Genomic DNA, 24,178 nt, shown 5'->3' with positions numbered 1-24,178 from the left:
CAGATCCGCAGTTCACAGCCCCACGATGCGCAACCCTGGGTTCAGGGTTGCGTTTTTTTTTTGGCTGATCCCCAGGCACTGCAAGCGCTCACCAGCCACGACTGGCTCGGATTGATCCACCCCGTGCTGATGATCCTGTTCGTCTACCCGGTGGTGGGCGCCACGATCCGGCTTGGAATCCTGGCGCGGGAGAAACGATTGAAGATCAACCCAATCGCCGACACGGTGCCGGTGGAGCACGCGCAACACGGAGCCTGGGTTACCGGCGGTGTGCTGGTGGCGGTGCTAATCGGTTTAGGCCACAGCCTCTGGAGCAGCCATCCCCTGGGTCTGGTCGTCACCGGCAGTGCTGTGATGTTCAGCTTCGGACGCCTGCTGGCAACCCGAATGGTCTGGCAGCGCTTTCTCTGGGCTGTCGCCGCTGCAGGCGGCCTGCTTTTGCTGGGGCTGCAACCCGCCGTGGAGCGGTTCAGCGATGTTCCCTGGAGCCCCGTGTTCTGGCAATCCCATTTCTGGATGGGGATGTTGCTCACCACCCTGTTGCTGAGCTCAACAGCGCTGCAGCCCTTGATTGGTCATTCCGTGAAGGCCAGGCGCATTCACATCAGCAGCAACCTGCTGGTGGCTTTACTCCTCGCCATGCAAGCGATCTCGGGAACGCGAAATCTGCTGCTGCATTAAGTCAAAGCAGAAAGCTGCTGACGCAACCAAGGAAGGCTCAAGCCGATCACGTTGGAATAACAGCCATCCAAGCCATCGATGCAGAGGCCGCCGCGGCCCTCGAGGGCAAACCCCCCGGCACATTGCAGCGGCTCACCACTGGCCACATAGGCCTCGATCTCGGCCTGGCTGAGCGACGCAAAGCGCACCAGCGTTTCCACGCACGCCAATGCCTCAGGTTGTCCGCGACGGATCAGGCAATGGCCCGTCAGCAGAGATCCACAGCCGCCAGCCATCCGCTGCCAACGCTCCATCGCTTCGGCTGGCCCCGAGGGCTTGCCGAACACCTGCCCTTCAAAACTGAGCACGGAATCACAGCCCAGCACGGCCGTGATCTCAGCATCGCCCACAGGATCAAGCGTCTGGGCAACAGCCGTGGCCTTGGCCTGAGCCAGCAATTTCACCAGCTCTACCGGATCTGCATGCTGGATCTGGTCCTCATCCACACCGCTGACGCGCACCTGATGCTGCACTCCCGCTTGCTCAAGCAAGCGGCGCCGCGCCGGCGAGGCGGAAGCAAGCATGAGCACGGGAACACACCGCAGAACAACGCTCCGTAGGCTGCCAGGGACGGGAGGCTTCGCCATCGCTCACCCCACCGAACTACTGGATCGACGCAGCCGAGACCGGGCTTGCCGGGCCATGGGATGCCTGCCCTTCTCTGAAGCCCTCTACCGGGATCTTCAGCAGCAAGGCTTGGATGCAGGAGACCTCTGGAGCGAACCCAGCCGCTACAACCGCAAGAAACGCTGGTTCCGCAACAGCGAAGCCCTCGAGGACGACCTGCGTTGGCTGATCAGCGTGGGCGTGCTGCGCCGCGAAGTGGATGGCCAGGGGCTGACCAGCCGCTTCAGGCTCACCCCCCTGGGTCGCCAACTCCTCGATGACGACCCTGCACTCCTTCAGCGTTCGATTCCGGTGCTGGAGCGTCTGCGTCACAGCCTGCGTCGGCACTGGCCGCTGTGATCCAAACCACGCCGCGGCCCCTGATGGTGTTGGGCACCTCCAGCGGTGCCGGCAAATCGCTGATGACGGCGGCATTGTGCCGGGTGCTCCAACGCCGGGGAGAACAGGCTCTTCCCTTCAAGGGCCAGAACATGAGCAACAACGCCTGGGTTGATGTCGACGGCGGCGAGATGGCCTACTCCCAGGCCATGCAGGCCTGGGCGGCGGGTCTTGAACCCTGCTGCGCCATGAATCCCGTGCTGCTGAAACCCCGGGGAGACAGCACCAGTGAGGTGATCCATGGAGGCCAAAGCGTGGGGATCGCCCGCGCCGAGCACTACTACCGCGACTGGTTCCGCCCCGGTTGGCAGGCGATCCGCAGCGGGCTGATGCAGCTTCAGCAGCAATGGCCCCAAGGCCGGCTGGTGCTGGAGGGGGCGGGAAGCCCGGTGGAAGTGAACCTGCAACGCCGTGACCTCACCAACCTGCGCCTGGCCCAGTACCTGCGGGCCAACTGCCTGCTGGTGGCCGACATTGAGCGCGGCGGCGTCTTTGCCCAGATCGTTGGGACGCTCGCTTTGCTGCGCCCGGTGGAGCGCCCGCTGATCAAAGGCATCCTGATCAACCGCTTCCGCGGCCGTCGGGAGCTGTTTGATGAGGGTCGCCGCTGGCTGGAAGCCAACACCGGGGTACCGGTGCTGGGGGTGATGCCCTGGCTCAACGAGCTGTTTCCACCGGAAGATTCCCTCGATCTGCTGGAACGCAAACCCACCCGCGGAGCAACGGATCTGGAGATCGCAGTGCTGAGGTTGCCCTCTTTGAGCAACTTTTCCGATCTCGATCCGCTCGAAGCCGAATCCAGCCTGAGGCTGCGCTGGATTCAAACCGGGGAACCCCTGGGGGAGCCAGATGCCGTAATTCTTCCTGGGAGCAAGCAGACGCTGCGGGATCTGGAGGCGTTGAACAACTGTGGACTGGCCGATCAACTCCGGACCTACGCCCGCGCTGGTGGATCCGTATTGGGCATCTGCGGCGGGATGCAGATGCTGGGCAGAACCTTGAGCGATCCGGAGGGACTGGAGGGTACGGATCAGAGGGGGCCCCAGAACGGCTTGGGACTCCTGCCCCTGGAGACCACCTTCAGCGGAACAAAACGACTGAGCCAGCGCAGCATCGATGGCCTCTGGCCCATGGAGACACCGCTGAGCGGATTTGAACTGCACTACGGAACCACCACCCCAGACCCCGGTCTTCAGCCCCTAAGCAGCGACCCTGGTTTGGGTTGGTGGGCTCCCGGCCCCAAGGGGTCGAGCGTGGTGGGCACCTACCTGCACGGCTTGCTCGACAACGGCCCCTGGCGACGGGCCTGGCTCAACCGCCTTCGCGATCAACGGGGGCTGCAACCCTTAGCCAACGATCCCAAAAACCACAGCGCCCACCGTGATCTGTTGCTCGATCGCCTGGCCGATGCCTTCGAGCAGCATGTGAACCTCGCTCCATTGCTCCAGCCATGACTTCGATTCCTGTGCGCTGGCCCGATGGGCGCATAACCCACGAAACCATTGGCCAGGACTGGTTGGTGGCCGCCAGTGAAGCGGGCATCAGCATTCCCACCGGTTGCCTGGGAGGCAGCTGCGGGGCATGCGAGATCGACGTGAACGGCAAGACGGTGCGCGCCTGCATCAGCACCGTCCCGGCTTCGAAATCAGCGAAACTCAACGTTGAATTCGCCACCGACCCGCACTGGTGACTCCCTTTCGCCTCAGCCTGATGGCCCTGCTCACCGGAGCCTTAAGCGGCGCCGGTGTGGCTGTTGTGATGGGTTGGATCGGCGGATTGAGCCAGCTGCTCTGGGGAGATCCGATGCTCGAGGGCTTGGATCGCGGCCTTCCCCTGGGCTGGTCGCTGCTGATCTGCGGCGGCAGCGGCTTGATCTTGTCGCTGCTGCATCGCCCGGGCCCCTCAACCTTGCTGCCTGAGCTGCGCGACACCCTCAGTGATCTGCGTGATCCAGACCAGGCTCCGAAACGCGATGAAACTCGCGGCCTTCTTGGAGCGGCCTTGGCCCAGATCGGTGGAGGTGCCGTCGGGCCGGAGGCCCTAATGAGCCGCATGGCCGCACTGATCAGCCAACGGATCTGGCGTGGTCGTGACCAGAAGCTTCAGGAGGCAACAGTGGCAGGGAGCCTCGCCTTTTTCGGAGCTCCACTGCTGGGGGGGGCTGTTGTTGGCGAAGCCCCCCAACCGAACAGAAGACAAACTTTCCTCGACCGCTGGCTGCCTGGCAGCCTCGGCGGCCTAGCTGGTTTTGCTGCATTTCATGGCATCGGTGCCGCCAGCGGCGGATCGCTCCAACGGCTCCCCTACATCTGGCCCAGCAGCCTGGGAGAAGACCTCGGCACCCTGAGCGCAGGCGCACTGGGTGGAGTAATCGGCTGCGGACTGGGTTGGCTGCTGCTGCGCTGGCAAGGCTGGCTGGAACAGCGCCAACTCCTGGCCCGATGGCCCTGGTGGCCGCTGCTGACCGGTTTGCTGCTGGGGGCCTGCATGCACTGGTTGCCGTTGGTTCCCTTCGCCGGGGAAGACCAGCTGCAGCCCCTGCTGGAAGGCCAGAACTCAAGTGAGGCCTGGGTCCTACTCCTCTCCGCGATCGTGAAACTGCTGATGCTCGGCCTTTGCCTGGAAACCGGCTGGCGCGGAGGGGTGTTCTTCCCCTTGTTCCTAGTCGCCTGCGCACTTGGGATGGGACTCCACCTTCTGCTGCCGGATCTGGGCAGCCTTGGCAGCTGGTGCGGCGCCCTCACAGGTGCGTTGTACCGCTCCGTGCTTCCTGCACCCTTGGCGGTTCTTGTGCTCGGGGTTGCCCTTCTGCAGGGCCACGGCACAGCAGGCCTGCTGGTGGGCCTCGGCATGGCGCACCTGATCAGGTGCCGTGCTGAGCTGGATGGTGGCCCTCCACTTCGCCGTTGAACACACGGCTGGCCCGGATGTCCGCTTCCTCAAGCGTGGTGAGATCCTGCTTGGTGAGGGCTTCCCCCATCCGCGAAAACAACCGGTTGGCCTGGCGCAGACGGGCCCGGTCCAAGGCATTACGAACCGAGCGCGCATTGGCGAAGAAAGGCAGCTGACGCCGGCGCGAGACGTACTCGAAGAAAGCTGTCTCGGCCTTGGCACTGAACTGGTAGTGCTGGGCCTCGAGGAGCAGGCCTGCGATCGCCATCAACTCGTCGTCGCTGTAGTCGGGGAAATCGAGATGGTGCGCGACCCTTGAGGACAGGCCTGGATTGGAGCTGTAGAAGGTCTCCATCCGATCCCTATAGCCCGCGAAGATCACCACCACGTCGCTGCGCCGGCTCTCCATCTCCTGCAGGAGAATTTCAATGGCCTCGGCGCCGTAATCGCGCTCGTTGTCTGGTTTGTAGAGGTAATAGGCCTCATCGATGAACAGCACGCCACCCTGGGCGCGCTTGATCATCTCCTTAGTTTTAGGGGCGGTGTGCCCCACGTACTGACCCACGAGATCGTCGCGGGTGGCCGTCACCACATGGCCTTTGCGCAGGTAGCCCAGACGATGCAGGATTTGCGACATCCGCTGCGCCACGGTGGTCTTGCCAGTACCGGGATGGCCGGTGAACGACATGTGCAAACTGGGCGCGGTGCTGGGCAACTCCAGTTGCTGCCGCGCCTGATCCACCAGCAATAGGGCAGCGATCTCACGAATCCGCGTCTTCACCGGCGCCAGGCCGATCAGTTCACGGTCCAGTTGGTCCAACACCTCAGCCACGCCGGAATCGGCGTAGGCCGAAGCCAGATCAACCGAGGAGGGCATCGATCTCTGCGGTAAAGGCGCGATCGGCTTCACTCAGCTGGGCCTCCGGGCCGTCATCCTCCGGCCGGATCGTGATGTTCACGTAGGTGCGCCCGAAGCTGATATCAGGAAAGCGCTGGGTCGCCTCGCTGTGCTCGCCAAGCTTGTCGAGAAAATCGCGGGTAGCGTCGTAGCTGTCGAACTCGAAACGACACTCGAGGCATACGGGCCGTTTCCGCTCTTGCCACTGATTCATCAGAGCCCCCGTTCAGCCTGAACCTGCTGAAAACCTAGAGGAGCGCCACCCGCTGACAGCCCATCAGGCGCCCAGACCAGGCCTCGGCGTAGGCCCGATTGGCGGCCTGCTGCTCGGGATCATCGGAATCCAGCGGATGCGGCATCGTTCCGGCGATGGCGGCATTGGTGACGCAGAACATCGACTTCTGGAAGCTGATGCAGATCTGAACGTGCACATCGGTCTGCCCACGGCCGTTGTCGTCGTACCAAAGGCTCAGTTCTTCGGGTAGGTGGCGGTACATGTCCTGCATGCAGAGGCTCGGGGGAATCCCCGCACCCATGCTGGGAATCGGATCGGCGTAAAGGGCGCCGTACTTGAAATCACTGATGTCCGGTGAGATCTGCCGGGCCTGGGCGTTGTATGACACCGTGCCCAGGAAGGGCATGCCGCGGAAAAAAACAGCCTCCACGTAGGGCACCGCCACATCCACCAAGAAGGTGAGACCTGCCTCCGGGGGGAGAACCCAGATCTCTTCACCACCGATCGACACCTTGTATTCAATCGGGCTTCCCGCCGCCGCCACCAAGCCATCACGGATGTGATGCACCACATCGTTAACGCAGGTGACTTCCTTGATCGCGTAGCGACGGGCTAGGTCGACAAAGATGTCACTCATCACCCGCCAAAACAAGCCGAGGCAGTAGATCGTGGTGAGCGAGCGAATGGCCTCAGGCGCGAAGTCGGGATAGAGGCGGTTGTTCAGGGCCAGCAAAGGGTCGCGAGCCGACTTGCACTTGATGATCCGCTGGCAGGCCTCGGCAAATTCAGGCGTGTCGAGATAGGCATCGAGCCCACCGGTGCCATGCCAGAACATCGCCTTCTGGCAGTACTCCGCGTACTCGAAGTTGATCCGATCCCCCATCAGATGGGTCCAGAGGCGCTTGAGGCTGAAGCCCTCGTGGAAAAAGCGGAACACCGGGAAGGGATTGAGCATCTGCTGCTCGCCCTGGTCCACCAGGTTCTTGCTGTAGGCATCGAGAACCAGGCCATAGCTCTCGAGCACATTCACCACCTGCAGCAGATGGTCGGGGGTGTCCTTGAGCAGCGGTGCATCGCTGAGCAAACGACGGATCAACTCCTCCTGATCAGGAAGCACTGGGGGTTGAACGGGGGATGCGGATGTCGGGGTCATGACAGATCTCCAGTGATCAGGCTGAGGCCCGTGGTGGCCGCCTCACTGAGGTTCGAGAGCAGCTCCGGAGCAAGGCCAAGCACCAGCACACCGAGGCTGAGGGCGATGGCCGGAGCCTGCTCCCGCAGCGCCACGCGATCGAGGATACGGGGATTCACCACCTCGCCGGGGGCGATCGCAAGGCGACCAAAGAAGGCGCGGTTCACCAACAGCAGGAAGTACACCGCCGTCAGGCCCGATCCCACCATTGAAAGCAGCGTGGCCAGGGGGAAGGGTTGCAGGCTGCCGCGGAAAATCAAGAATTCAGAAATGAAGCCGGCCATGCCGGGAATTCCGGCACTGGCCATCACGCCGATAATCATCAGAGATCCAGTCAGCGGAAGGCCGCGCTGGGGATTGAGCAGGCCACGCAACACGTTGAGGTCGCGGGTGCCGGTCTGGGCGTAAACCACACCCACCACCAGGAAGAGCACCCCGGAGATCAGGCCATGGCTGACCATCTGGAAGAGGGCTCCCATCAACCCGAGCGGCGTAGCGGCGGCGGCGGCAAGCAGCACGTAGCCCATGTGTCCAACAGAGCTGTAGGCCACCATGCGCTTCATGTCGGTCTGGGCAATCGCTGCCAGGGATCCGTAGAGCACCGAGATCGCGGCCCAGCCGGCCAGCCAGGGAGCAGCCACCTGCCATGCATCGGGGAACAAGCCAAGGCAGAAACGGAGCAGGCCATAGGTACCCAGCTTGAGCAGCACGCCGGCCAGAAGAACCGACACCGGCGTGGAGGCCTCGGTGTGGGCATCCGGCAGCCAGGTGTGGAAGGGGAAAAGTGGAATCTTGATGCCGAAGCCGATCAGCAGAGCGCCCATCAGCACCAGCTGGGTGGTCATGCCCAGTTCACCGGCCAGGATCGGCCGCAGACTGAAGTCCATGGTTCCAGTGACAAACGCAATGCCGAGGAACGCGCCGAGAATCAGAACGCCTGAAACGGCCGTCACGATGAGGAACTTGGTGGCGGCGTAGGCACGATTAGAACCGCCCCAAACGGCGATCAACATCCAGAGGGGGATGAGTTCCAGTTCGTAAAACAAGAAGAAGAGCAGCAGGTTCTGGGCCAGGAAGGCCCCATTCACCGCTCCGGAAATCACCAGCAGCAGGGCGAAGTAAACCCGGGGTCGGTTCTCGATCGTGCGCGACGCAATGGCCGCCACGAGGCAGAGCACCCCGTTCATCAGCACCAGCGGTAACGACAGACCATCCAGAGCCAAGACGTAATCAAGCCCAATGGCATGCACCCAGCGGGCCTGTTCCACCAACTGCAAACCAGCATCGGCTGCATCGAAGGGCAACAGCAGGGCAAAGCTCGCCAGGCACTGCATCACCAGCAGCACGATGGAGACATCGCGCAAGCGTGCACTGGACGGGGATCCCGGCCAGAGGATCAGAGCCAGAGCCCCGAGGAAGGGAATCAGAAGCAGGAGGGAAAGAAGCATCTCGGGGTGATCAGGTGAGGAACCAGCTCACCGCGGTGAGGAAAAGAACGATGGCCAGGAGCACGGTCAGCACGTACGACTGGCTCTGGCCGCTGACGCTGAGCTTGAGGCTGTCGGCACTGGCCAGTGAGAAGCGAGCCACCCCATTGAGAAGACCATCCACCACATTTCGGTCGAACCAGGAAGCCAGGCGAGAGAAGCCAGCCACCACGTTGACGATGGTGAGGCGATAGAAGCGCTCGGTGTAGAAGTCGTAGGCCAGCAGGTCCTGCCACCAGCGCAGCACCGGATTCAGCGAGCGGGACCAGGCCTTGCTCAAGGGGAGCACGGCGCCAGCCAGCAGGCCCAGCAGTCCGCTTCCCACCACCAGAGCTGCTGCCCAGAGGGGGAAAGCCAGCAAACCATCGAGGGATTCAAGCCGCACCAAAAGGAGCGGAGTGATCAGCACAATCACGGTGAGCGCCACCATCGGCAGAGCCATCTGCCAGTTCACCTCCGCAGCCCGGCGGGACTTGATCAATGCATTGCCCATGAACACATGGCGGAACACCCGCACCAACCCAACGGCAGTAAGGGCATTGGTGAGTAGGAACACGGCCATGAACGGCACAGAGCGCACGCTCAGCAACTCGATCGACTGAGCAAGCGCCAGGAAACCACCCAGGGGCAGGAAGCCCACCAAACCGGCACCCCCCACGAGGAAGGCTGTGGTGGTGGCAGGCATCCGGCTGCCCAGGCCACCCAGCTCGGTGATGTCCTGACAGTTGGTGGAGGCAATCACCCCACCAATGCTCATCGACAGCAGAGCTTTGGAGACGGCATGGGTGAACAGGAGCAACAGGGCCAGCACAGGGATCTGCAGCGCAATGGCGATGAAGACCAGCCCCATATGGGCCGTCGTGGAGTACGACAGGGTTCGTTTGATGTCGACCTGAGCCAGGGCCACCAGGGAGCCGCCGATCGCACTGATGCTGCCGATCACGAGCATCACGCCGATAGCGATGGGAGAGAGCTGCAGGATCGGCATCACCTTCAACAGCACAATCGCGCCGCAGGTCACCACCACCGAATTGCGGAGAATCGAGGCGGGATTCGGGCCCTCCATGGCTTCGTCCAGCCAGAGGTGCATGGGGAACTGGGCACATTTGCCCGTCGGACCGGCAACCAGGCCCAAACCCAACAGAGTCGCAGCCAGAGGAGAGAGGGTGTCCTGGGCGGCCCAGGCATAGAGGTCGTTGAACCCCATCACGCCGGAGTAGCTGCAGAGCGCCACCACACCCATCAGCAGCAGCACATCACCAACGCGCTTGGTGAGGAAGGCATCCCGGGCAGCGGTCACCACCAGGGGTTGGGCATACCAGAAGCCCACCAACAGATAGGTGGAGAGGGTCAACATCTCCAGCAAGAAATAGCTCTGGAACAGGGAGTCACTGAGCACAACGCCGCTCATCGCCCCCTCAAAAAATCCGAGCAGTGCAAAGAAGCGGGCCAACGCCCACTCCTTGTCCATGTATCCCAGGGAATACACCTGGGACAGCAAGCTGAGGCCCGTGATCAGTTCCAGGGCCACCAAATTGGTAAGCGAAAGACTGAAGCTGATATCCAGCTCCAGATCCGCCACAGTGAGCCAAGGGAAGGCCAGATCCACTGGCCCCGATTGGTACACCTCCTGCAGGATCAGGCTTCCGTGAACGAAGGCCACGAGCGTCAGGAAAATATTCAGATACGCCGCCGGTCGATGCGCATCACGCCTGAACCAGCCACAGGCCCACGGCAAAGAGACCAACATCCCGATGAACCCGTAGAGCGGGATCAACCAGGCGGTCTGCTGAGGTAGCGAAAGCTCCGGAGTCAAAACAGCGAGCGGGATGATGATCGAGCTTGTCGCTAGATGGCCGGCGAATCTAAGAGCCGATCATCAGCAAAAGGGCTCTTTGTGAACGGCAATGAGGTGGCTTTTTGACCTTCAGCTACGGCGGGCTGCGCCACTGCCGGCCAACACTGGTTCCACTTCGTTGTGGGGGCGGGCAATGATGTGAGCGGCAACGAGGCCATCACCGACCCGCTCGCAGGCATCAGCTCCGGCACGCACAGCGGCATTCACGGCACCGGTTTCACCACGCACCATCACCGTGACGTAACCACCACCGACGTATTCACGGCAGATCAGGGTGACTTCCGCAGCCTTGGTCATCGCATCGGCTGCCTCGATAGCAGGAACCATGCCGCGGGTTTCGATCAAGCCCAAGGCCACACCGGGGGCTTTTGGGGAAGGCATAGCAGCGGGTTTAGCCACAGCTGATCCACCACCGGATCCTGTGCTGGAGGCGCTGCTGCGACGGGTGGTCGTGGGCGAAGAGCGACGGGCTGTTGTTGCCGCAGGGGAGGCCTTGGCGGGAGTCGACGCCGGAGCAGGGGTGCTAGCCACGGGCTTCACATCAACGGTCTTGTTTGCCGCAGCCGTGCTGCGGGTGGTGCGACGACGGGGGGTGGGGGAAGGAGTGGCCATGGCTGTGAAGGTGTGGAAGCGGAACGGAAACGGCGGAGGGAAATGGGTGGTCCCTATCCGTCCGGATTCCAGAAATCGATGATTCCACCGATGGTCAGATCGGTGAGAACGGTGTTGTCAGGGCAGGCATGCCGTGCAGCTGAACCACTGGCAGTAAACACCCAGTTGCCCTCACGGGCCCCAACGGGATCAACGGCCACCAGCTTCTTGCCCTTGTTGTTGCGCAGGATGCGCAGATGCATGTGATCCAGTCCGGCAACCCGGTAGGAGCAGATCAACGTGCCCATCACCTGCATGATCTCCATCAGCTGGCCTTGCCTCCCGCGGGGTTGCTGGGGCTGGGGGATGGAGAGGGAGCAGAGGTCTTCGGAGGGTCGGGCTCCCAGTGATCAATGATCCCCACAATCGTGAGGTCACTTGGGTACGACTTGCTGCCGGCGGCTTCACGGGCGGCCGAGCTGCTAACGCAGATCACCCAGTCACCCGGCTTGGCACCGACCGCATCGACCGCCACCTTCTTGGTGCTGCCATCGAGCACCACCTGCAGATGCTTGTGCTCGAAATCGGGGATCCGGTTGGTGGAGACGAGCGGCTTGACGACCTTGACGATGAGCATGATCAGTGAGCCTCCGGAAGTTGCGGGTCGAGCGTGGAACCGACGACCTCGGCCGGAGCCGTCTGGTTGCGGTCGCGAATGGTGAGACAAGTGTGGAGCAGACCCTCATCGACGAGAGCTGCGTAGCGATCGGCGATGGCCTGGTTCACCCGTTGGCAATCAGCGATGGCCCGTTCCCGAGCACCGGGCACCCGGCCTGAGTAGTCGAAACGCACCACAACCGGAATAGGCAGATCCCGGGCGACATTCAGACCCTTGAAAATTTTCACGCCCACATCGAGATCAGGGGCGCCCTCTTCAACCGTGTCGAGGTGAGCGAAGTAGGTGAGGTTGCGCAGATGCACCTCTTTGAAGCCGATGCCAACACCGATGAACCGCTCCGCGTGCCCGGCATCCGGGTAAGTACCCCCATGCAGATCCTGCACGTAATCGATTTGGGAGAAGTTGTTGGAGAGCAACCGGGTCAGGAAAGACACCATCCCGGCATCCATGGGGCCAGGAGCAGAGCTCTCAACGGCTTCTGCAATCTGCGCCATCGCCTGATCAGCACTCATCGATGCCGTAGCTGCATGTAGTTCTCTGGCGCAAAGCCAACGGTCGAGCACCATTTCGCTGTCGCGGCTTGGGGGGTGAACCCGGATCGCATCGGTGTCGGTGTCGAGGCCGATCAGCAAAAGATCAACGGAGGCACCGCAGCAGAAGCTGTTTTCCACCGACTCACGAAAATCGAGCAGGCGCTGATGCCCCGCGGCTGCCGCCAGTTCATCATTGCTGCCATGGGCAGCGCAGCCCTGGTGGGAGGGATCGAGGGAACTGAAGTGGTAAGTCACCACCTTCAGATAACGGGTCGGTTCGGTGGAGGGATTGGGAGAGCCTTCCCGGTAACGACGATGCTCGGTTTTGACCCAGCGGTTCACCGTGTTCTCCACGTCGAACATGGCGCCGGCGTGGGAACGGCGACGCACAGCACTGAAGGGAATACGCAGGGCGTAGGCCACGGTATGGGCCAAACGACCATCAGCGCAGGGCGTTAGATCGAGCAGATGGATACCGCAGTCGAGCAGGAACTGTTCGAACTCTCTGGAGGCAGCACTGCCCGTGCCGGCATCCAGTGGGTCGTCCTGGAAAAAGCGATCGCTAAACAGCCGGTGACTTTCGAACACACACCAGGCGAACAGGGCGCGCATGTCGAGAGGACGCACCCAGGCCCGCTGCAGGATGTGATCCGGCAGGTCAAACCCGAGTTCGGCCCGGCACAACCGCTGGGCTTGGGGGATGAAATCGGTTTCGTGCTGAAGCGCTGAAACCTGTTGGAGCAGGGGAACGATCCGATCAAAACGTCCCTTGATCTCCAGCTCGTAGGCCTGAAGACGGGAGTTCAACGATGCATCCGTCAACGGATGACGCCGATGGGTAATCGGCAGCGAACTGCGGCTCAGATTGAAAGGAACCGCCCGGGTAGCTGCTTTCTCACGTCGTACCCAGCCAGGCTGAGAGGGAGCGGGACGCTTGACGTCGTTGCTGGAGCGAATCCGACCGCCGCCCACTGAGCCGCCACCCAGTTGAGCGGCCTTACCCGAAGTGGTGAGGGCACGGCGGCGTTCCAGAGCGGCTAGGCGGGTGGAAGACTCCACCTCAGATGTGGGCTGGGCGGATTCAGAGATTGTGGCCAGCTGCTGAAGCTGGCGTCGAGTGGGTGCCGAGGGGGCCTGAGGTCGCCCGCCACGGAGAGGCTTGGAGCGAACCATCCGTGAATCAGCCCCGTGCGCCGCCGGAGACGGTGATCAAGGAGCCCTTCTCGGTGTTACCGCTGGAGCCGGTCACGCGGCTCACAGGCCATTCGGTCTCCTCGTTGCGCTTGCGCTCGAAGGAAGACATGGCAGTCATCGGGCCAGGACGGCTGGGGTTACGACGGCGGGCCGAAGCACCCTCAGTACCGGTGACATGCTCCCCACGATCCCAGTCATCGCCAGTGATCTTGGTGGAGGAACCCTCGCCGGTCACCCGAGATGCCGGCTTTTCAGAGGGCTCGCTGACCACAGCCACGGTGGGCTGGAACTGGCGCTGCTGCTGACGATTCTGGAACTCGCGGTTATCGAAGCGGAACTGCTCGGTACCGGTCACCTTGCCGCCAGCCATGTCAAAAGGGCCGGTAATGCGATTCCCATCCTCGTAAGACGTGCCGGTCACGCCGGAATTGGCCTCACGTTGCTGTTGGGCAGCACGGGCGGGAGACACCACGCTGAAGCGGGTCCAGGCAGCACCCTCAGGGGCTTGACCATGGGTATCGGTGCCGGCAGGAGCATCAGCGCCGCATGCAGAGGCCAGCTGGTCAGCACCCACATAAGGAGTGCCGGTGACTGCTTCACAAGCACCACGCTTGTCGCCGGTCATCACACCACCCACGCCGGGTTGGATGCCCGTCATGGCCGCAGAAGGAGTGCCAACACGAACAGGAGTGCGCTCACGAATGGCCTTCACGGCGGGAGTACCGCAGTGTTGGCCGGCCTGCTCAAGGCCTGCATAAGGGGTGCCGGTGACGGCCTGGCAACTGCCTGGCTCATCACCAGTCACACGCTCCGAACGACCGGTGCGGGTACCGCTCACCACCTGGTTGCGATTGGTGACACTGAAACCAACCTTGGCAGCTTCAGGCTCAGGCTTGCCGCCGCAAAAGGAATTGACCTGCTCAGCACTGATGTATTGATCACCTGTCACACGGTGGCAGGAGCCGAATTCATTACCGGTGACCTGGGAGGAGCGACCCACCAAAGTCCCAGTGACTCCCGTGCCCGACAGGGTGCCTGACAAACCGACCTTGGCTGCTGGACGGCCTTCGGGAAGGGGGTCAGAACCGAGGTATTGATCGCCAGTGAGGCTGCGATTCGCGCCGGCCTCATCACCGGTAACGCTGGCGGAGCGGCCAACCATGACACCGCTCACAGGTCGACCCTGTTCGGTGAGGCTGTGACCCACCTTGCGAGGGGAAGTCGTGCCACCACCGCAGTAGGCCGCAGACTGATTAGCTGAGATGTATTCGGTGCCGGTCACGCTCTTGCAAGTGCCGGGCTCATCGCCGGTGACCTTTTCGGAACGGCCGACTTCGTTGCCGGTAACGCGGTTGCCGTGGCTGGTGGCAGTAACGCGCACCTTGGCAGGAGTGGTGGCAGCTGGAGCCGTCTGGCAGAAAGTCTGGAAGACTTCAGCGCCCAAGTACTCCGTGCCTGTAATGGAACGGCAGGTGCTGGCTTCATTGCCAGTGGTTTTCACCGAGCGGTTGGCCTGGGTGCCAGTCACGGTCTGGCCAGACGTAGTGGTGCTTTCACCAACTTTCCAATGGGCATCAGCAGCAGCAGCTTGCTTGGCGCCGTGGCGGTTGGGACCGGTTGGGCGAGTCACACCAGCGCTTTGCTTGTTACGGGCTCCGGCCTTGGTGCGCAACTCGCGCACCTGCTGGGCCAGCTCACGACTGGTGAGATCAGGGTTGGCCTGACGAGCAACAGCAGCGGCACTAGTGGACTGCTTACCTGCAGTTTTGCCGTGCTTGGCCATGGCATCGCGGCGGGCCAAAACCAGGGCACGACTGGGGTTCTCAATAGCGCGACGCTTAGGGGCCGCTGCACGACGTTCCGTGCGTGAAGAAAGATTGGGGGCCGAGGCACTCAATGAGGTGAGTGCAGTCTTCTCAGCAGCACGCTTGCCACCGCAGCCACAGCTCTTGGTGGATTCAGCAGGTGCAGCGGGCTTGGTTTGACGGGCCAAATCAGCGCGGTTGCGATCGCGGCTGGTGTCTGCGGTTTTGCCGCGACGGGACAGGGCTTCGCGACGGGCGAGCACCAGATCGCGGCTCGCATCGCGATGCGGCTTGACCTGTGAACTGCGCCTGGAAGGAGCAGCGGTGAATGAAGTTGTTCGCTGCGGAGCTACAGCAGCGGGAACAACAGGTGCGGAAGCAGGTTCAGCAACTGCAGCCGCATTCGTGCGGGTGGGACGGGCGTCATCAACGGTGCGAACACGGTTGGCGCCAGTACCAGCTGCAGCTGAGGACTTCTTACCGGAAGTGGTCAGCGCCTTACGGCGTTCTAGTGCGAGTTCGCGACTGGAGAGTCTTGCCATGTCCGCCCGTGGGAGTCGTCGTGAGGTGGAAGGGCACTTGCCCCTCCGAAAAAAGCTGGAGCCCTGATCAGGTCAGGGCTCAGAACCATGGGTCCGAAGGATCAGCGTCCTTCGAAGACCACGAAGCATGCACCCTGGCTCTGGGTGTAAGCGTCGTAACCGACGATGCGCACGTGGTGATCGGGGTATGCGCGGTGGCAAGCCTCGAGCTCACTGACGACAACGTTCAGATCCTTCTCACCGAAGAAGGGGAGCTTCCAATAAGACCAATAGATGGCCATGGAGTTGCTGGGATGGACGTGCTCAACGAGCGGGCTCCAACCCTGGGCAATGATGTACGCGATCTGGTCGTAGATCTCGTCCTGGGTCATCGGCGGGAGAAAGCCGAAGGTCTCCAGGGTGGCGACTGTTTGATAGTCACCCACGGTGCTCTGGAAAGGCATGGGGATCCTGGGTTTAAGAAAAAGTGTTGGCCGGTTGCATCAACCGGCCGAAGAAACGATCAGTTCTGAACGTCGAGCTTGTCGACGGTGTCGAACTCGAACTTGATCTCCTTCCAGGTCTCGAGAGCGATGGCCAGCTCAGGGCTGTGCTTACCGGCTTCCATGAGGATGTCCCGGCTTTCCTTCTCGATCTCGCGACCGGCATTGCGTGCCTTGACGCAGGCCTCGAGGGCCACACGGTTGGCAGCAGCACCTGCAGCGGAGCCCCAGGGGTGACCGTGGGTACCACCACCGAACTGCAGCACGGAGTCGTCACCGAAAATGGCGACCAGTGCGGGCATGTGCCACACGTGGATACCGCCGGAAGCAACGGCGAACACACCAGGCATGGAACCCCAGTCCTGATCGAAGAAGTTGCCGCGGCTGCGGTCTTCGGGCACGAAGGATTCGCGCAGCTGGTCGATGTAGCCGAGGGTGGTCTGACGATCACCTTCCAGCTTGCCGACCACGGTGCCGGTGTGGAGCTGGTCACCACCTGACAGACGCAGACACTTGGCGAGAACGCGGAAGTGGATGCCGTGCTTGGGATGACGGTCGATCACCGCGTGCATGGCGCGGTGAATGTGCAAGAGCATGCCGTTCTTGCGGCACCACTTCGACAGACCGGTATTGGCTGTGAAGCCACCGGTGATGAAGTCGTGCATGACGATTGGCATACCGAGTTCTTTGGCGAACTCAGCGCGCTCATACATCTCTTCGGGAGTGTTCGCAGTCACGTTGAGGTAGTGACCCTTGCGCTCACCGGTCTCCTGCTCGGACAGCTTGATGGCTTCCGCAACGAATTCGAAGCGGTTCTGCCAACGCTGGAAGGGCTGGGAGTTGATGTTCTCGTCGTCCTTGGTGAAGTCCAGACCGCCGCGCAGGCACTCATAGACAACACGGCCGTAGTTCTTACCGCTCAGGCCGAGCTTCGGCTTGATGGTGCAACCCAGCAGGGGACGGCCGTACTTGTTCATCCGGTCGCGCTCGACCTGGATGCCGTTCGGCGGGCCGTAGCAGCTCTTGATGAACGCCATCGGGAAGCGGATGTCTTCCAGACGGAGGTGGCGGAGAGCCTTGAAACCGAAGACGTTGCCGACCAGGGAGGTCAGAACGTTGGTGATGGAACCCTCTTCGAACAGGTCGAGGGGGTAAGCGATGAAGGCATAGAAAGACTCCTTGTCACCAGGGACGTCTTCGATGCGGTAGCAACGGCCCTTGTAGAAGTCGAGATCGGTGAGGAGCTCGGACCACACAGTGGACCAGGTGCCGGTGGAGGATTCAGCAGCCACAGCAGCGGCAACTTCTTCCTTGGGCACACCTTCTTGGCCGGTGCACTTGAAGCAGGCCAGCAGGTCGGTGTCGAGGGGGACGTAATCAGGAGTCCAGTAGGTATCCCTGTACTCCTTGACCCCAGCGTCGTACTTCTTGCTCATGGGAAATCTCCGTTAGGTCGGTGAAGAGGGTGAGACGTTCGCGTGCCTCGTCAGAGGCTCAGCGGAAGATCTCAGTCCTTCTGACCAAGGAAATTGCCGTTGCCCAGTGCAGGCTCCACTTCGCGGTGGGGGCGGGCAATGATGTGAGCAGCAACAAGGCCGTCGCCGACGCGCTCGCAAGCATCAGCGCCAGCGCGCACAGCAGCGTTCACAGCACCGGTTTCGCCGCGCACCAGAACGGTGACGTAACCGCCACCGACAAACTCGCGACCAATCAGGCGCACTTCGGCAGCCTTGGTCATGGCATCAGCTGCCTCGATGGCGGGGACCAGACCGCGGGTCTCGATCATGCCGAGGGCGATGCCCATGGTTTCGTTAGCCATTGCCTACCGGGAAAAGAGGTGGAATGTTCGCTGGGGACATTGCTTTGCCAGAACCCTTCCCGTCAAGCGATTGGGGCGACTTTCTCGATCACTGTCCATAGTGAACTAAATAAGCCAGGCTTATCACCCAGTGCCTCACTGTTCCGGTCTGCTGTGGTGGTTCCTGTGATCACATCCGCACAAGTCGTTGTCGAGTGCGGTGAAGCTCCATAGGTTCACATTGCGACACGCTCCCGAAGCCTTGCTTAGGGGTGGAATGTTCAACCCAAATGCGTGTTGCAGGGTCGAATCCAGAGATTTTTAAGTCCTACCCCCCAATCAGCCCGCACAATGGAGGCCCTCATTTGTCGGCCCTCCTTGGCGCTTCAGCTCACCATTGCCACGGGCAACCCCACCAAGGTTGCTGAAATCGAGGCCATGCTGGGTCCACTCCCCATTCACGTTCAGCGTCAACCCGACGATCTAGACGTTGAGGAAACGGGAAGCACCTACCGTGAAAATGCCGAGCTAAAGGCCTCTGCGGCAGCACTACGAACCAACGGTTGGGCGCTGGCAGACGATTCGGGACTTGAAGTCGACTCACTTCAATGCGCACCTGGACTGTTCTCCGCCAGATACGCCGAAGGCAACGACGCCAAAATTCAGAGAATTCTTTCGGAGTTGGGCGCTTCCCTCTATCGAAGCGCCTGCTTCCGCAGCACGATGGTGCTGTGCGATCCCACAGGGACCTGCCGAGCGGCGGCAGAGGGCATTTGCTGGGGTGAGCTCCTCAACGCACCGGCCTACCCAGGTGGCGGCTTTGAATCCTTGCTCTGGGTGCGTGAAGCTCGTTGCACCTATGGCGAACTCAACCCGGCACAACTCAGCCGACTGGGCAGTCGCGGCAAAGCAGCGCGGGCTTTGGCTCCTCAATTGCGCCAACTTCTTGGCCTGAACTGAGCTCAGCGATCAGAGCGATCGTGCATTTCGATTGACATGGTCGATGGCGCGCATCGCAGCTGCCGCCGCTTCCTCAACATCACCTTCCCGCCCCACCAAAGTGAGGCGTCCAAAAGCACCCACCGCTTTCACGTCCACCAAAGTGATGTTGGAGGCTTTTTCAGCCTCGTTGGCAGCAATCAAGACATATCCAGCCGGCTCAGTCTCCAGGATGAACATGCTCATTCCCGCCTCAATCATGGAACCGCGTCGGTTCTGGCGGTTGATCAACACGGCATGGTCCGGAGTGATCGCTCGAATGACTTCGGTCCAGCTCACGTCCGCTGGAGAACGCTGCTCAATGGTGCTGCCGATCGCTTCCAGCACCACATCTCCGGAATGGAGAACAGTGCTCTGGTCACGGTGATAGAGAGCCATCGAACCAAAAGCCCGCTCCACCACCATCTGGCCTAGGCGAACATTGCTGGCTTTCAGCGCAATGTCGGTCACGCGATGGACCGCCATGCCCGGTGAAACCTCCATCCAGAGGCAGGCGTCTCCAGGAATGGGCAGGAAACCTTGACTCACTGTCCCCATATAGGCCGCAAGTTGGGGCTGCAGGGAGTCGATGAACACGTGCGTGCGCAGTTCGATCGACTGCACATGGCTGTTTTGGCGAAGCAGCCTGGGTGACTCAGAATCCGTCGTGACAACACAACTTGCCCCTCCCTGCTGAGAGGTCACCTCAGTCCCGGTGACGAGAGCACTACCGCCGCGTCGCCGCTCCCGAGCATCGAAGCTGGCAAAACGGGTCATGGCGGGGAGTGTACCGGACGAATTCATCTGAAACGGCCCAATAAAGAGTTGGAGCCTGCGGTCTTGCGCCTTGAAAAACAGCCGATACCGTCCGGAGAACCCCTCTAGAGATCTTGCAATGACTGAGCAGTCTTCTTTGAAGCCAGTTGATCTCAACGCTGATCAAGCCCTTGGGATGGTGAGCTTCGGCCTGATGCAACGCCTAGCGCAGGATGGACAGGTGGATCTGCCCTGGCTGGAGGGATCAGGAAATGCAGACAGTGAGCGTCTGCGTCAGCTGCGTCAACGGCTGGAACTGACGTCTTTGGCCATCGAGACCGGTGCTCCCCTCACCACCGCGGAGGTGAGCATTCTGCTGGGAGCCCGGCCTGGAACGGAACGGGTGGAACGCGGTGGCCTCGTCGCCCGCCGTGTCAGCCGCAACGTCTGGCGGTTGAGCAAAGCAGAGGAGAGCGATCGATCCGAGCGTTACGACGGATTCCGTCGCCGCCTTTGAGCTTTAGCCAAGGTTGACCTGCCCTAAGCGATCCCAAAGAGTTTGAGCGACCTTTCCACTCCTCAGCGAATTTATTTGCAGCCTGGAGAGGTTGATCATCAAGGGAGCGGCCGATGGCCGGGCCAACGCTGCTAAAAGAATCGGGGCCGCGCGAGGTGTTCTGCGGCCTCACCTCGATTGTGTGGCTGCATCGGCGCATGCCCGATGCCTTTTTCCTTGTGGTGGGATCACGCACCTGCGCCCATCTGATTCAGAGCGCTGCAGGGGTGATGATTTTCGCCGAACCGCGTTTCGGCACAGCCATTCTCAGCGAGCGGGATCTAGCTGGCCTCGCGGATGCCCACGACGAACTCGACCGCGTCTGCAAGGAGCTGCTGCAACGTCGCCCCGAAATCCGCACGCTGTTTCTGGTGGGGTCCTGCCCCAGCGAAGTGATCAAGCTGGATTTGGCCCGGGCCGCCGAACGTCTCAACGAAGAGCTGTCCGGCCGGGTGCGGGTGGTGAACTACTCCGGCAGCGGCATTGAAACCACGTTCACCCAGGGAGAAGACGGGGCGCTGGCGGCACTCGTGCCTCTGCTCCCCGCCAGCGATGAACAGCAGTTGCTGCTGGTGGGGACCCTCGCCGATGCCGTGGAAGACAGGCAGATGCACCTGTTCCAGCGGATGGGCATCGAAACGATTCACAGCCTGCCGCCCCGGCAATCGACCGACCTGCCAGGGGTGGGAGCGGGAACCACGGTGCTGCTGACCCAACCCTTTCTCACTGAAACCGCTCGCCTGCTGAGCGACCGCGGCGCCACGGTGCTTACGGCCCCCTTCCCTCTGGGGGCAGAGGGAAGTCGCCGCTGGATGGAGGCTGCTGCTGATGCCTTCCATCTCCCCAATGAGAGGGTCGCTGACGTGCTCGATCCGTTGATGAAGCGGGCCGAGAGCGCCCTGGCCCGCCATCGCGCCGTCCTGGAAGGCAAGCGAATCTTCCTGCTTCCCGAATCCCAGCTGGAACTGCCCCTGGCCCGGTTTCTGCAACGGGAATGCGGCATGGAGCTGGTGGAGGTGGGCACGCCTTATCTGAACCGTGAACAGATGGCTGCCGAGCTGGCCTTGCTCCCCGATGACGTCCCGGTGATGGAGGGGCAACACGTGGAGCAGCAGCTGGACCGGGTTCGCGCCAGCCAGCCCGACCTGGTGGTGTGCGGGATGGGCCTGGCCAATCCCCTGGAAGCCGAAGGCATCGCCACCAAATGGTCGATCGAATTGGTGTTCAGCCCGATTCACGGCATCGACCAAGCCGGAGACCTCGCGGAACTGTTTTCCCGGCCATTGCGTCGCCGGCAATTGATTCGCCCCGGTCTGCATCCGAGTAGCCCCGACACCCCCGTGCACGCCTGACCCCATGCAACTCACGCTCTGGACTTACGAAGGGCCACCCCATGTGGGGGCCATGCGCATCGCCGCCTCGATGCACGGCGTGCACTACGTGCTCCATGCCCCCCAAGGGGACACTTACGCCGACCTGCTATTCACGATGATTGAGCGGCGCGGGCAACGACCGCCGGTCACTTACACCACCTTCCAGGCCAGGGATCTGGGGGGTGACACCGCAGAACTGGTGAAACGGCATGTACGCGAAGCCGTGGACCGCTTTCAACCCGATGCCCTGCTGGTGGGTGAAAGCTGCACCGCGGAGCTAATTCAGGATCAACCGGGCGCCCTGGCCCAAGGCATGGAGCTGACCATGCCGGTGGTGAATCTTGAGCTGCCGGCCTACAGCAAGAAAGAGAACTGGGGGGCCGCAGAAACCTTCTATCAATTAATCCGCAACCTGCTCAAGGCACAGGTCCCCACAGACACCCAACATGACCCACAGGCATGGAAACAGGAGGGCCGTCGACCCCGGGTGAACCTGTTGGGTCCATCACTGCTTGGCTTCCGCTGCCGCGACGACGTACTGGAGGTGCAGAAGATTCTCACCTTGCACGGCATCGATGTGGGCGTGGTGGCGCCCCTGGGTGCAGGAGTGGAGGATCTGAAGCGGATCCCCGATGCCGATCTGAACGTTTGCCTCTATCCGGAGGTGGCCGAATCCAGCTGCAGCTGGCTGGAGCGCAACTTCGGCATGCCCTTCAGCCGAACGGTGCCGATCGGTGTCGGCGCCACCCACGATTTCCTCGTCGAAGTGCACGATCTGCTCGGGCTCGAAACACCCTCAGCTGATGAGGGCTACAAACGCTCACGCTTGCCTTGGTATTCGGAGTCTGTGGACTCCACCTACCTCACCGGCAAGCGGGTGTTCATTTTCGGCGACGGCAGCCATGCCATTGCAGCAGCACGGATCTGCAGCCAAGAACTGGGCTTCAGCGTGGTGGGGTTGGGCACCTATAGCCGGGAGATGGCCAGACCAGTACGGGCGGCCGCCAAGGCCCTGGGACTTGAGGCCTTGATCTGTGACGACTACCTAGAAGTGGAAGCCGCCATGGCCGAGGCAGCCCCAGAACTGGTGCTGGGAACCCAAATGGAGCGCCACAGCGCCAAGCGTCTGGGGATTCCCTGCTCCGTGATCAGCACGCCCATGCATGTTCAGGACGTGCCCGCCCGAATGAGCCCCCAGATGGGCTGGGAAGGGGCAAACGTGATCTTCGACGACTGGGTGCACCCGCTGATGATGGGACTGGAGGAACACCTGATTGGCATGTTCCGCCACGACTTCGAATTCGTGGATGGCCACCAGAGCCACCTCGGCCATGCCGGCGGTGCCGGCGCCACCGACAGTTCCGCCTTGAGTGATATCCCCGGGGAGGGCGACGGTGCCCTGCATTGGACAGCCGACGGGGAAGCCGAACTGAAGAAGATTCCCTTTTTCGTGCGGGGCAAAGTGCGACGCAACACCGAGGCCTATGCCCGCGATGCGGGCTGCCGAGAGATCAGCAGCGAAACGCTGTATGACGCAAAAGCCCACTTCAAGGCATGAGCATTTGCACTCATTTCTTTTTATTTAATTGAAAGAAATTCTGCTTTTGCAACGCAGCCAAGAAGTAGATCTTTCATTTCTTGGTGAAAATCAACCACTGCACATCTGCTGCTGTTGAATGAAACTGACTTCTCTTGCACAGGTCGCTGAATGACCACGACTCTGACGCGACCGGCGGACGGCGAAGGCAGCGTGCAGGTCCACCAGGACCCGGAAATGAACATCCAGGAGGAGACCCTGGTGATCGCGGTTTATGGCAAAGGCGGGATCGGTAAATCAACCACCTCCTCGAACTTGTCAGCCGCCTTTTCCAAGCTGGGCAAGCGGGTGCTTCAAATCGGCTGCGACCCCAAGCACGACAGCACCTTCACCCTCACCCACAAGATGGTGCCGACGGTGATCGACATTCTCGAGGAGGTGGACTTCCACAGCGAAGAGCTGCGGCCTGAGGATTTCGTCTTCACCGGCTTCAACGGGGTGCAGTGCGTTGAGAGTGGTGGCCCACCGGCGGGCACGGGCTGCGGTGGCTACGTGACAGGGCAGACCGTGAAGCTGCTCAAAGAACACCACCTATTGGAAGACACCGATGTGGTGATCTTCGATGTGCTGGGAGATGTGGTGTGTGGTGGTTTCGCCGCCCCGCTGCAGCACGCCAACTATTGCCTGATTGTGACCGCGAACGATTTCGATTCGATCTTCGCGATGAATCGCATCGTTCAGGCGATTCAAGCCAAAGCCAAGAACTACAAGGTGCGACTTGGCGGCGTTGTTGCGAACCGGTCGGCGGACACTGATCAGATCGACAAGTTCAATGAACGCACCGGCCTGCGCACCATGGCCCACTTCAGGGATGTGGATGCGATCCGGCGTTCCCGGCTGAAGAAATGCACCATCTTTGAGATGGACGATGACGACGAAGCCGTACAAGCCGTGCGCAACGAATACCTGCGGCTGGCCCAAAACATGATCGACAAGGTGGAGCCCCTGGAGGCCATATCCCTCAAGGACCGCGAAATCTTCGACCTACTGGGGTTCGACTGACCGCA

At 61.6% G+C, this 24,178-nt stretch carries 25 protein-coding genes; 10 read left to right on the top strand and 15 right to left on the bottom strand.

All coding sequences use genetic code 11. The features are described 5' to 3' along the window. Positions 1–60: 60 nt before the first annotated feature. Entirely contained in the window at positions 61–681 is a 621-nt protein-coding gene (locus tag Q3Y53_RS07135) for a DUF4079 domain-containing protein (protein WP_303534594.1), read from the top strand. On the opposite strand, the gene Q3Y53_RS07130 is transcribed toward Q3Y53_RS07135, so the two are convergent. Beyond that, on the bottom strand, positions 678–1,244 hold the full coding sequence (locus tag Q3Y53_RS07130; RefSeq protein ID WP_303534592.1) for a nucleoside triphosphate pyrophosphatase: 567 nt from the start codon (positions 1,242–1,244) through the stop codon (positions 678–680). The genes Q3Y53_RS07135 and Q3Y53_RS07130 overlap by 4 nt on opposite strands. Between Q3Y53_RS07130 and Q3Y53_RS07125 the strand changes: the two genes are divergently transcribed. From Q3Y53_RS07125 to Q3Y53_RS07110, 4 genes are read left to right on the top strand one after another with little or no spacing between them, the layout of a single operon-like run. After that, positions 1,243–1,686: an Npun_F0494 family protein gene (locus Q3Y53_RS07125; RefSeq protein WP_303534590.1), complete on the top strand. Its 444-nt coding sequence runs from the start codon at positions 1,243–1,245 to the stop codon at positions 1,684–1,686. The two genes, Q3Y53_RS07130 and Q3Y53_RS07125, sit on opposite strands and share 2 nt — an antisense overlap. A gap of 23 nt (positions 1,687–1,709) precedes the next feature. Beyond that, positions 1,710–3,179 carry a cobyric acid synthase gene (locus tag Q3Y53_RS07120; RefSeq protein WP_303534806.1) on the top strand — a complete coding sequence of 490 codons (1,470 nt, stop codon included), beginning with the start codon at positions 1,710–1,712 and terminating at the stop codon, positions 3,177–3,179. Continuing rightward, on the top strand, positions 3,176–3,415 hold the full coding sequence (locus Q3Y53_RS07115; protein ID WP_226426084.1) for a 2Fe-2S iron-sulfur cluster-binding protein: 240 nt from the start codon (positions 3,176–3,178) through the stop codon (positions 3,413–3,415). Before Q3Y53_RS07120 ends, Q3Y53_RS07115 begins: the two co-directional genes overlap by 4 nt. Next, complete coding sequence (locus Q3Y53_RS07110; RefSeq protein ID WP_303534587.1) at positions 3,412–4,635, top strand: chloride channel protein; 1,224 nt, start codon at positions 3,412–3,414, stop codon at positions 4,633–4,635. Before Q3Y53_RS07115 ends, Q3Y53_RS07110 begins: the two co-directional genes overlap by 4 nt. Here Q3Y53_RS07110 and cbbX read toward each other — a convergent pair. The 13 genes from cbbX to Q3Y53_RS07045 all read right to left on the bottom strand — a co-directional run bounded on the left by cbbX (position 4,589) and on the right by Q3Y53_RS07045 (position 17,932). Continuing rightward, positions 4,589–5,494 (bottom strand): CbbX protein, encoded by a 906-nt coding sequence (gene cbbX / locus Q3Y53_RS07105; RefSeq protein WP_226426086.1) that lies wholly within the window; start codon positions 5,492–5,494, stop codon positions 4,589–4,591. The genes Q3Y53_RS07110 and cbbX overlap by 47 nt on opposite strands. Then, positions 5,478–5,729 (bottom strand): 4a-hydroxytetrahydrobiopterin dehydratase, encoded by a 252-nt coding sequence (locus Q3Y53_RS07100; RefSeq protein WP_226401286.1) that lies wholly within the window; start codon positions 5,727–5,729, stop codon positions 5,478–5,480. Before Q3Y53_RS07100 ends, cbbX begins: the two co-directional genes overlap by 17 nt. A gap of 34 nt (positions 5,730–5,763) precedes the next feature. Beyond that, positions 5,764–6,903: a CO2 hydration protein gene (locus Q3Y53_RS07095; protein WP_226426087.1), complete on the bottom strand. Its 1,140-nt coding sequence runs from the start codon at positions 6,901–6,903 to the stop codon at positions 5,764–5,766. Next, positions 6,900–8,390, bottom strand: a complete 1,491-nt coding sequence (locus Q3Y53_RS07090) for an NADH-quinone oxidoreductase subunit M (protein WP_303534583.1) — start codon at positions 8,388–8,390, stop codon at positions 6,900–6,902. Before Q3Y53_RS07090 ends, Q3Y53_RS07095 begins: the two co-directional genes overlap by 4 nt. 10 nt (positions 8,391–8,400) lie before the next feature. Beyond that, on the bottom strand, positions 8,401–10,245 hold the full coding sequence (locus tag Q3Y53_RS07085; RefSeq protein ID WP_226426089.1) for an NAD(P)H-quinone oxidoreductase subunit F: 1,845 nt from the start codon (positions 10,243–10,245) through the stop codon (positions 8,401–8,403). Positions 10,246–10,356: 111 nt separating this feature from the next. Next, positions 10,357–10,899 carry a BMC domain-containing protein gene (locus tag Q3Y53_RS07080; protein WP_303534580.1) on the bottom strand — a complete coding sequence of 181 codons (543 nt, stop codon included), beginning with the start codon at positions 10,897–10,899 and terminating at the stop codon, positions 10,357–10,359. Positions 10,900–10,952: 53 nt separating this feature from the next. Further along, the gene (locus Q3Y53_RS07075; RefSeq protein WP_115095164.1) at positions 10,953–11,204 is read right to left on the bottom strand and encodes a carboxysome peptide B; all 252 of its coding nucleotides are present in this window, start codon (positions 11,202–11,204) and stop codon (positions 10,953–10,955) included. Continuing rightward, positions 11,204–11,515 (bottom strand): carboxysome peptide A, encoded by a 312-nt coding sequence (locus Q3Y53_RS07070; RefSeq protein ID WP_303534573.1) that lies wholly within the window; start codon positions 11,513–11,515, stop codon positions 11,204–11,206. The genes Q3Y53_RS07075 and Q3Y53_RS07070 overlap by 1 nt, the downstream gene beginning before the upstream one ends. 2 nt (positions 11,516–11,517) lie before the next feature. Beyond that, entirely contained in the window at positions 11,518–13,263 is a 1,746-nt protein-coding gene (locus Q3Y53_RS07065) for a carboxysome shell carbonic anhydrase (RefSeq protein WP_303534569.1), read from the bottom strand. A 7-nt stretch (positions 13,264–13,270) separates the two neighbouring features. Beyond that, the gene (locus Q3Y53_RS07060) at positions 13,271–15,631 is read right to left on the bottom strand and encodes a CsoS2 family carboxysome shell protein (RefSeq protein WP_303534567.1); all 2,361 of its coding nucleotides are present in this window, start codon (positions 15,629–15,631) and stop codon (positions 13,271–13,273) included. Between the two features lie 101 nt (positions 15,632–15,732). Further along, complete coding sequence (locus Q3Y53_RS07055; RefSeq protein ID WP_115023886.1) at positions 15,733–16,074, bottom strand: ribulose bisphosphate carboxylase small subunit; 342 nt, start codon at positions 16,072–16,074, stop codon at positions 15,733–15,735. 59 nt (positions 16,075–16,133) lie between these two features. Then, positions 16,134–17,549, bottom strand: coding sequence for a form I ribulose bisphosphate carboxylase large subunit (locus Q3Y53_RS07050; protein WP_115023888.1), 1,416 nt, complete (start codon positions 17,547–17,549; stop codon positions 16,134–16,136). Between the two features lie 71 nt (positions 17,550–17,620). Then, positions 17,621–17,932, bottom strand: coding sequence for a BMC domain-containing protein (locus tag Q3Y53_RS07045; RefSeq protein ID WP_006169870.1), 312 nt, complete (start codon positions 17,930–17,932; stop codon positions 17,621–17,623). A gap of 330 nt (positions 17,933–18,262) precedes the next feature. Between Q3Y53_RS07045 and Q3Y53_RS07040 the strand changes: the two genes are divergently transcribed. Next, the gene (locus Q3Y53_RS07040; RefSeq protein ID WP_226426094.1) at positions 18,263–18,871 is read left to right on the top strand and encodes a non-canonical purine NTP pyrophosphatase; all 609 of its coding nucleotides are present in this window, start codon (positions 18,263–18,265) and stop codon (positions 18,869–18,871) included. 9 nt (positions 18,872–18,880) lie between these two features. Here Q3Y53_RS07040 and Q3Y53_RS07035 read toward each other — a convergent pair whose 3' ends face one another. Continuing rightward, a complete protein-coding gene (locus tag Q3Y53_RS07035) occupies positions 18,881–19,666 on the bottom strand; it encodes a microcompartment protein (protein WP_025362430.1) in 786 nt (261 codons plus the stop codon). Between the two features lie 118 nt (positions 19,667–19,784). Between Q3Y53_RS07035 and Q3Y53_RS07030 the strand changes: the two genes are divergently transcribed. From Q3Y53_RS07030 to bchL, 4 genes are all read left to right on the top strand, one after another. Beyond that, a complete protein-coding gene (locus Q3Y53_RS07030; RefSeq protein ID WP_226426095.1) occupies positions 19,785–20,162 on the top strand; it encodes a hypothetical protein in 378 nt (125 codons plus the stop codon). 113 nt (positions 20,163–20,275) lie between these two features. Next, positions 20,276–21,553 (top strand): ferredoxin:protochlorophyllide reductase (ATP-dependent) subunit N, encoded by a 1,278-nt coding sequence (locus tag Q3Y53_RS07025; RefSeq protein WP_303534508.1) that lies wholly within the window; start codon positions 20,276–20,278, stop codon positions 21,551–21,553. 4 nt (positions 21,554–21,557) lie between these two features. After that, entirely contained in the window at positions 21,558–23,132 is a 1,575-nt protein-coding gene (locus tag Q3Y53_RS07020; protein ID WP_303534505.1) for a ferredoxin:protochlorophyllide reductase (ATP-dependent) subunit B, read from the top strand. A gap of 150 nt (positions 23,133–23,282) precedes the next feature. After that, positions 23,283–24,173: a ferredoxin:protochlorophyllide reductase (ATP-dependent) iron-sulfur ATP-binding protein gene (bchL, locus tag Q3Y53_RS07015; protein WP_226401319.1), complete on the top strand. Its 891-nt coding sequence runs from the start codon at positions 23,283–23,285 to the stop codon at positions 24,171–24,173. Positions 24,174–24,178 lie beyond the last annotated feature (5 nt).

This window comes from Synechococcus sp. YX-04-1 (assembly GCF_030546365.1).
Lineage (GTDB): Bacteria > Cyanobacteriota > Cyanobacteriia > PCC-6307 > Cyanobiaceae > Parasynechococcus.
The sequence above is the reverse complement of the archived record's forward strand: the minus strand, read 5'-3'. Positions and strand labels throughout refer to the sequence as shown.

Excerpts from the sequence above, each read along its gene's own strand:
- Q3Y53_RS07125 (WP_303534590.1), top strand. The coding sequence starts at position 1,243 with ATGAGCACGGGAACACACCGCAGAACAACGCTCCGTAGGCTGCCAGGG.
- Q3Y53_RS07130 (WP_303534592.1), bottom strand. The coding sequence starts at position 1,244 with ATGCTTGCTTCCGCCTCGCCGGCGCGGCGCCGCTTGCTTGAGCAAGCG.
- Q3Y53_RS07120 (WP_303534806.1), top strand. The coding sequence starts at position 1,710 with ATGGTGTTGGGCACCTCCAGCGGTGCCGGCAAATCGCTGATGACGGCG.
- Q3Y53_RS07115 (WP_226426084.1), top strand. The coding sequence starts at position 3,176 with ATGACTTCGATTCCTGTGCGCTGGCCCGATGGGCGCATAACCCACGAA.
- cbbX (WP_226426086.1), bottom strand. The coding sequence starts at position 5,494 with ATGCCCTCCTCGGTTGATCTGGCTTCGGCCTACGCCGATTCCGGCGTG.
- Q3Y53_RS07100 (WP_226401286.1), bottom strand. The coding sequence starts at position 5,729 with ATGAATCAGTGGCAAGAGCGGAAACGGCCCGTATGCCTCGAGTGTCGT.
- Q3Y53_RS07095 (WP_226426087.1), bottom strand. The coding sequence starts at position 6,903 with ATGACCCCGACATCCGCATCCCCCGTTCAACCCCCAGTGCTTCCTGAT.
- Q3Y53_RS07090 (WP_303534583.1), bottom strand. The coding sequence starts at position 8,390 with ATGCTTCTTTCCCTCCTGCTTCTGATTCCCTTCCTCGGGGCTCTGGCT.
- Q3Y53_RS07080 (WP_303534580.1), bottom strand. The coding sequence starts at position 10,899 with ATGGCCACTCCTTCCCCCACCCCCCGTCGTCGCACCACCCGCAGCACG.
- Q3Y53_RS07075 (WP_115095164.1), bottom strand. The coding sequence starts at position 11,204 with ATGGAGATCATGCAGGTGATGGGCACGTTGATCTGCTCCTACCGGGTT.
- Q3Y53_RS07070 (WP_303534573.1), bottom strand. The coding sequence starts at position 11,515 with ATGCTCATCGTCAAGGTCGTCAAGCCGCTCGTCTCCACCAACCGGATC.
- Q3Y53_RS07065 (WP_303534569.1), bottom strand. The coding sequence starts at position 13,263 with ATGGTTCGCTCCAAGCCTCTCCGTGGCGGGCGACCTCAGGCCCCCTCG.
- Q3Y53_RS07060 (WP_303534567.1), bottom strand. The coding sequence starts at position 15,631 with ATGGCAAGACTCTCCAGTCGCGAACTCGCACTAGAACGCCGTAAGGCG.
- Q3Y53_RS07055 (WP_115023886.1), bottom strand. The coding sequence starts at position 16,074 with ATGCCTTTCCAGAGCACCGTGGGTGACTATCAAACAGTCGCCACCCTG.
- Q3Y53_RS07050 (WP_115023888.1), bottom strand. The coding sequence starts at position 17,549 with ATGAGCAAGAAGTACGACGCTGGGGTCAAGGAGTACAGGGATACCTAC.
- Q3Y53_RS07045 (WP_006169870.1), bottom strand. The coding sequence starts at position 17,932 with ATGGCTAACGAAACCATGGGCATCGCCCTCGGCATGATCGAGACCCGC.
- Q3Y53_RS07040 (WP_226426094.1), top strand. The coding sequence starts at position 18,263 with ATGGAGGCCCTCATTTGTCGGCCCTCCTTGGCGCTTCAGCTCACCATT.
- Q3Y53_RS07035 (WP_025362430.1), bottom strand. The coding sequence starts at position 19,666 with ATGACCCGTTTTGCCAGCTTCGATGCTCGGGAGCGGCGACGCGGCGGT.
- Q3Y53_RS07030 (WP_226426095.1), top strand. The coding sequence starts at position 19,785 with ATGACTGAGCAGTCTTCTTTGAAGCCAGTTGATCTCAACGCTGATCAA.
- Q3Y53_RS07025 (WP_303534508.1), top strand. The coding sequence starts at position 20,276 with ATGGCCGGGCCAACGCTGCTAAAAGAATCGGGGCCGCGCGAGGTGTTC.
- Q3Y53_RS07020 (WP_303534505.1), top strand. The coding sequence starts at position 21,558 with ATGCAACTCACGCTCTGGACTTACGAAGGGCCACCCCATGTGGGGGCC.
- bchL (WP_226401319.1), top strand. The coding sequence starts at position 23,283 with ATGACCACGACTCTGACGCGACCGGCGGACGGCGAAGGCAGCGTGCAG.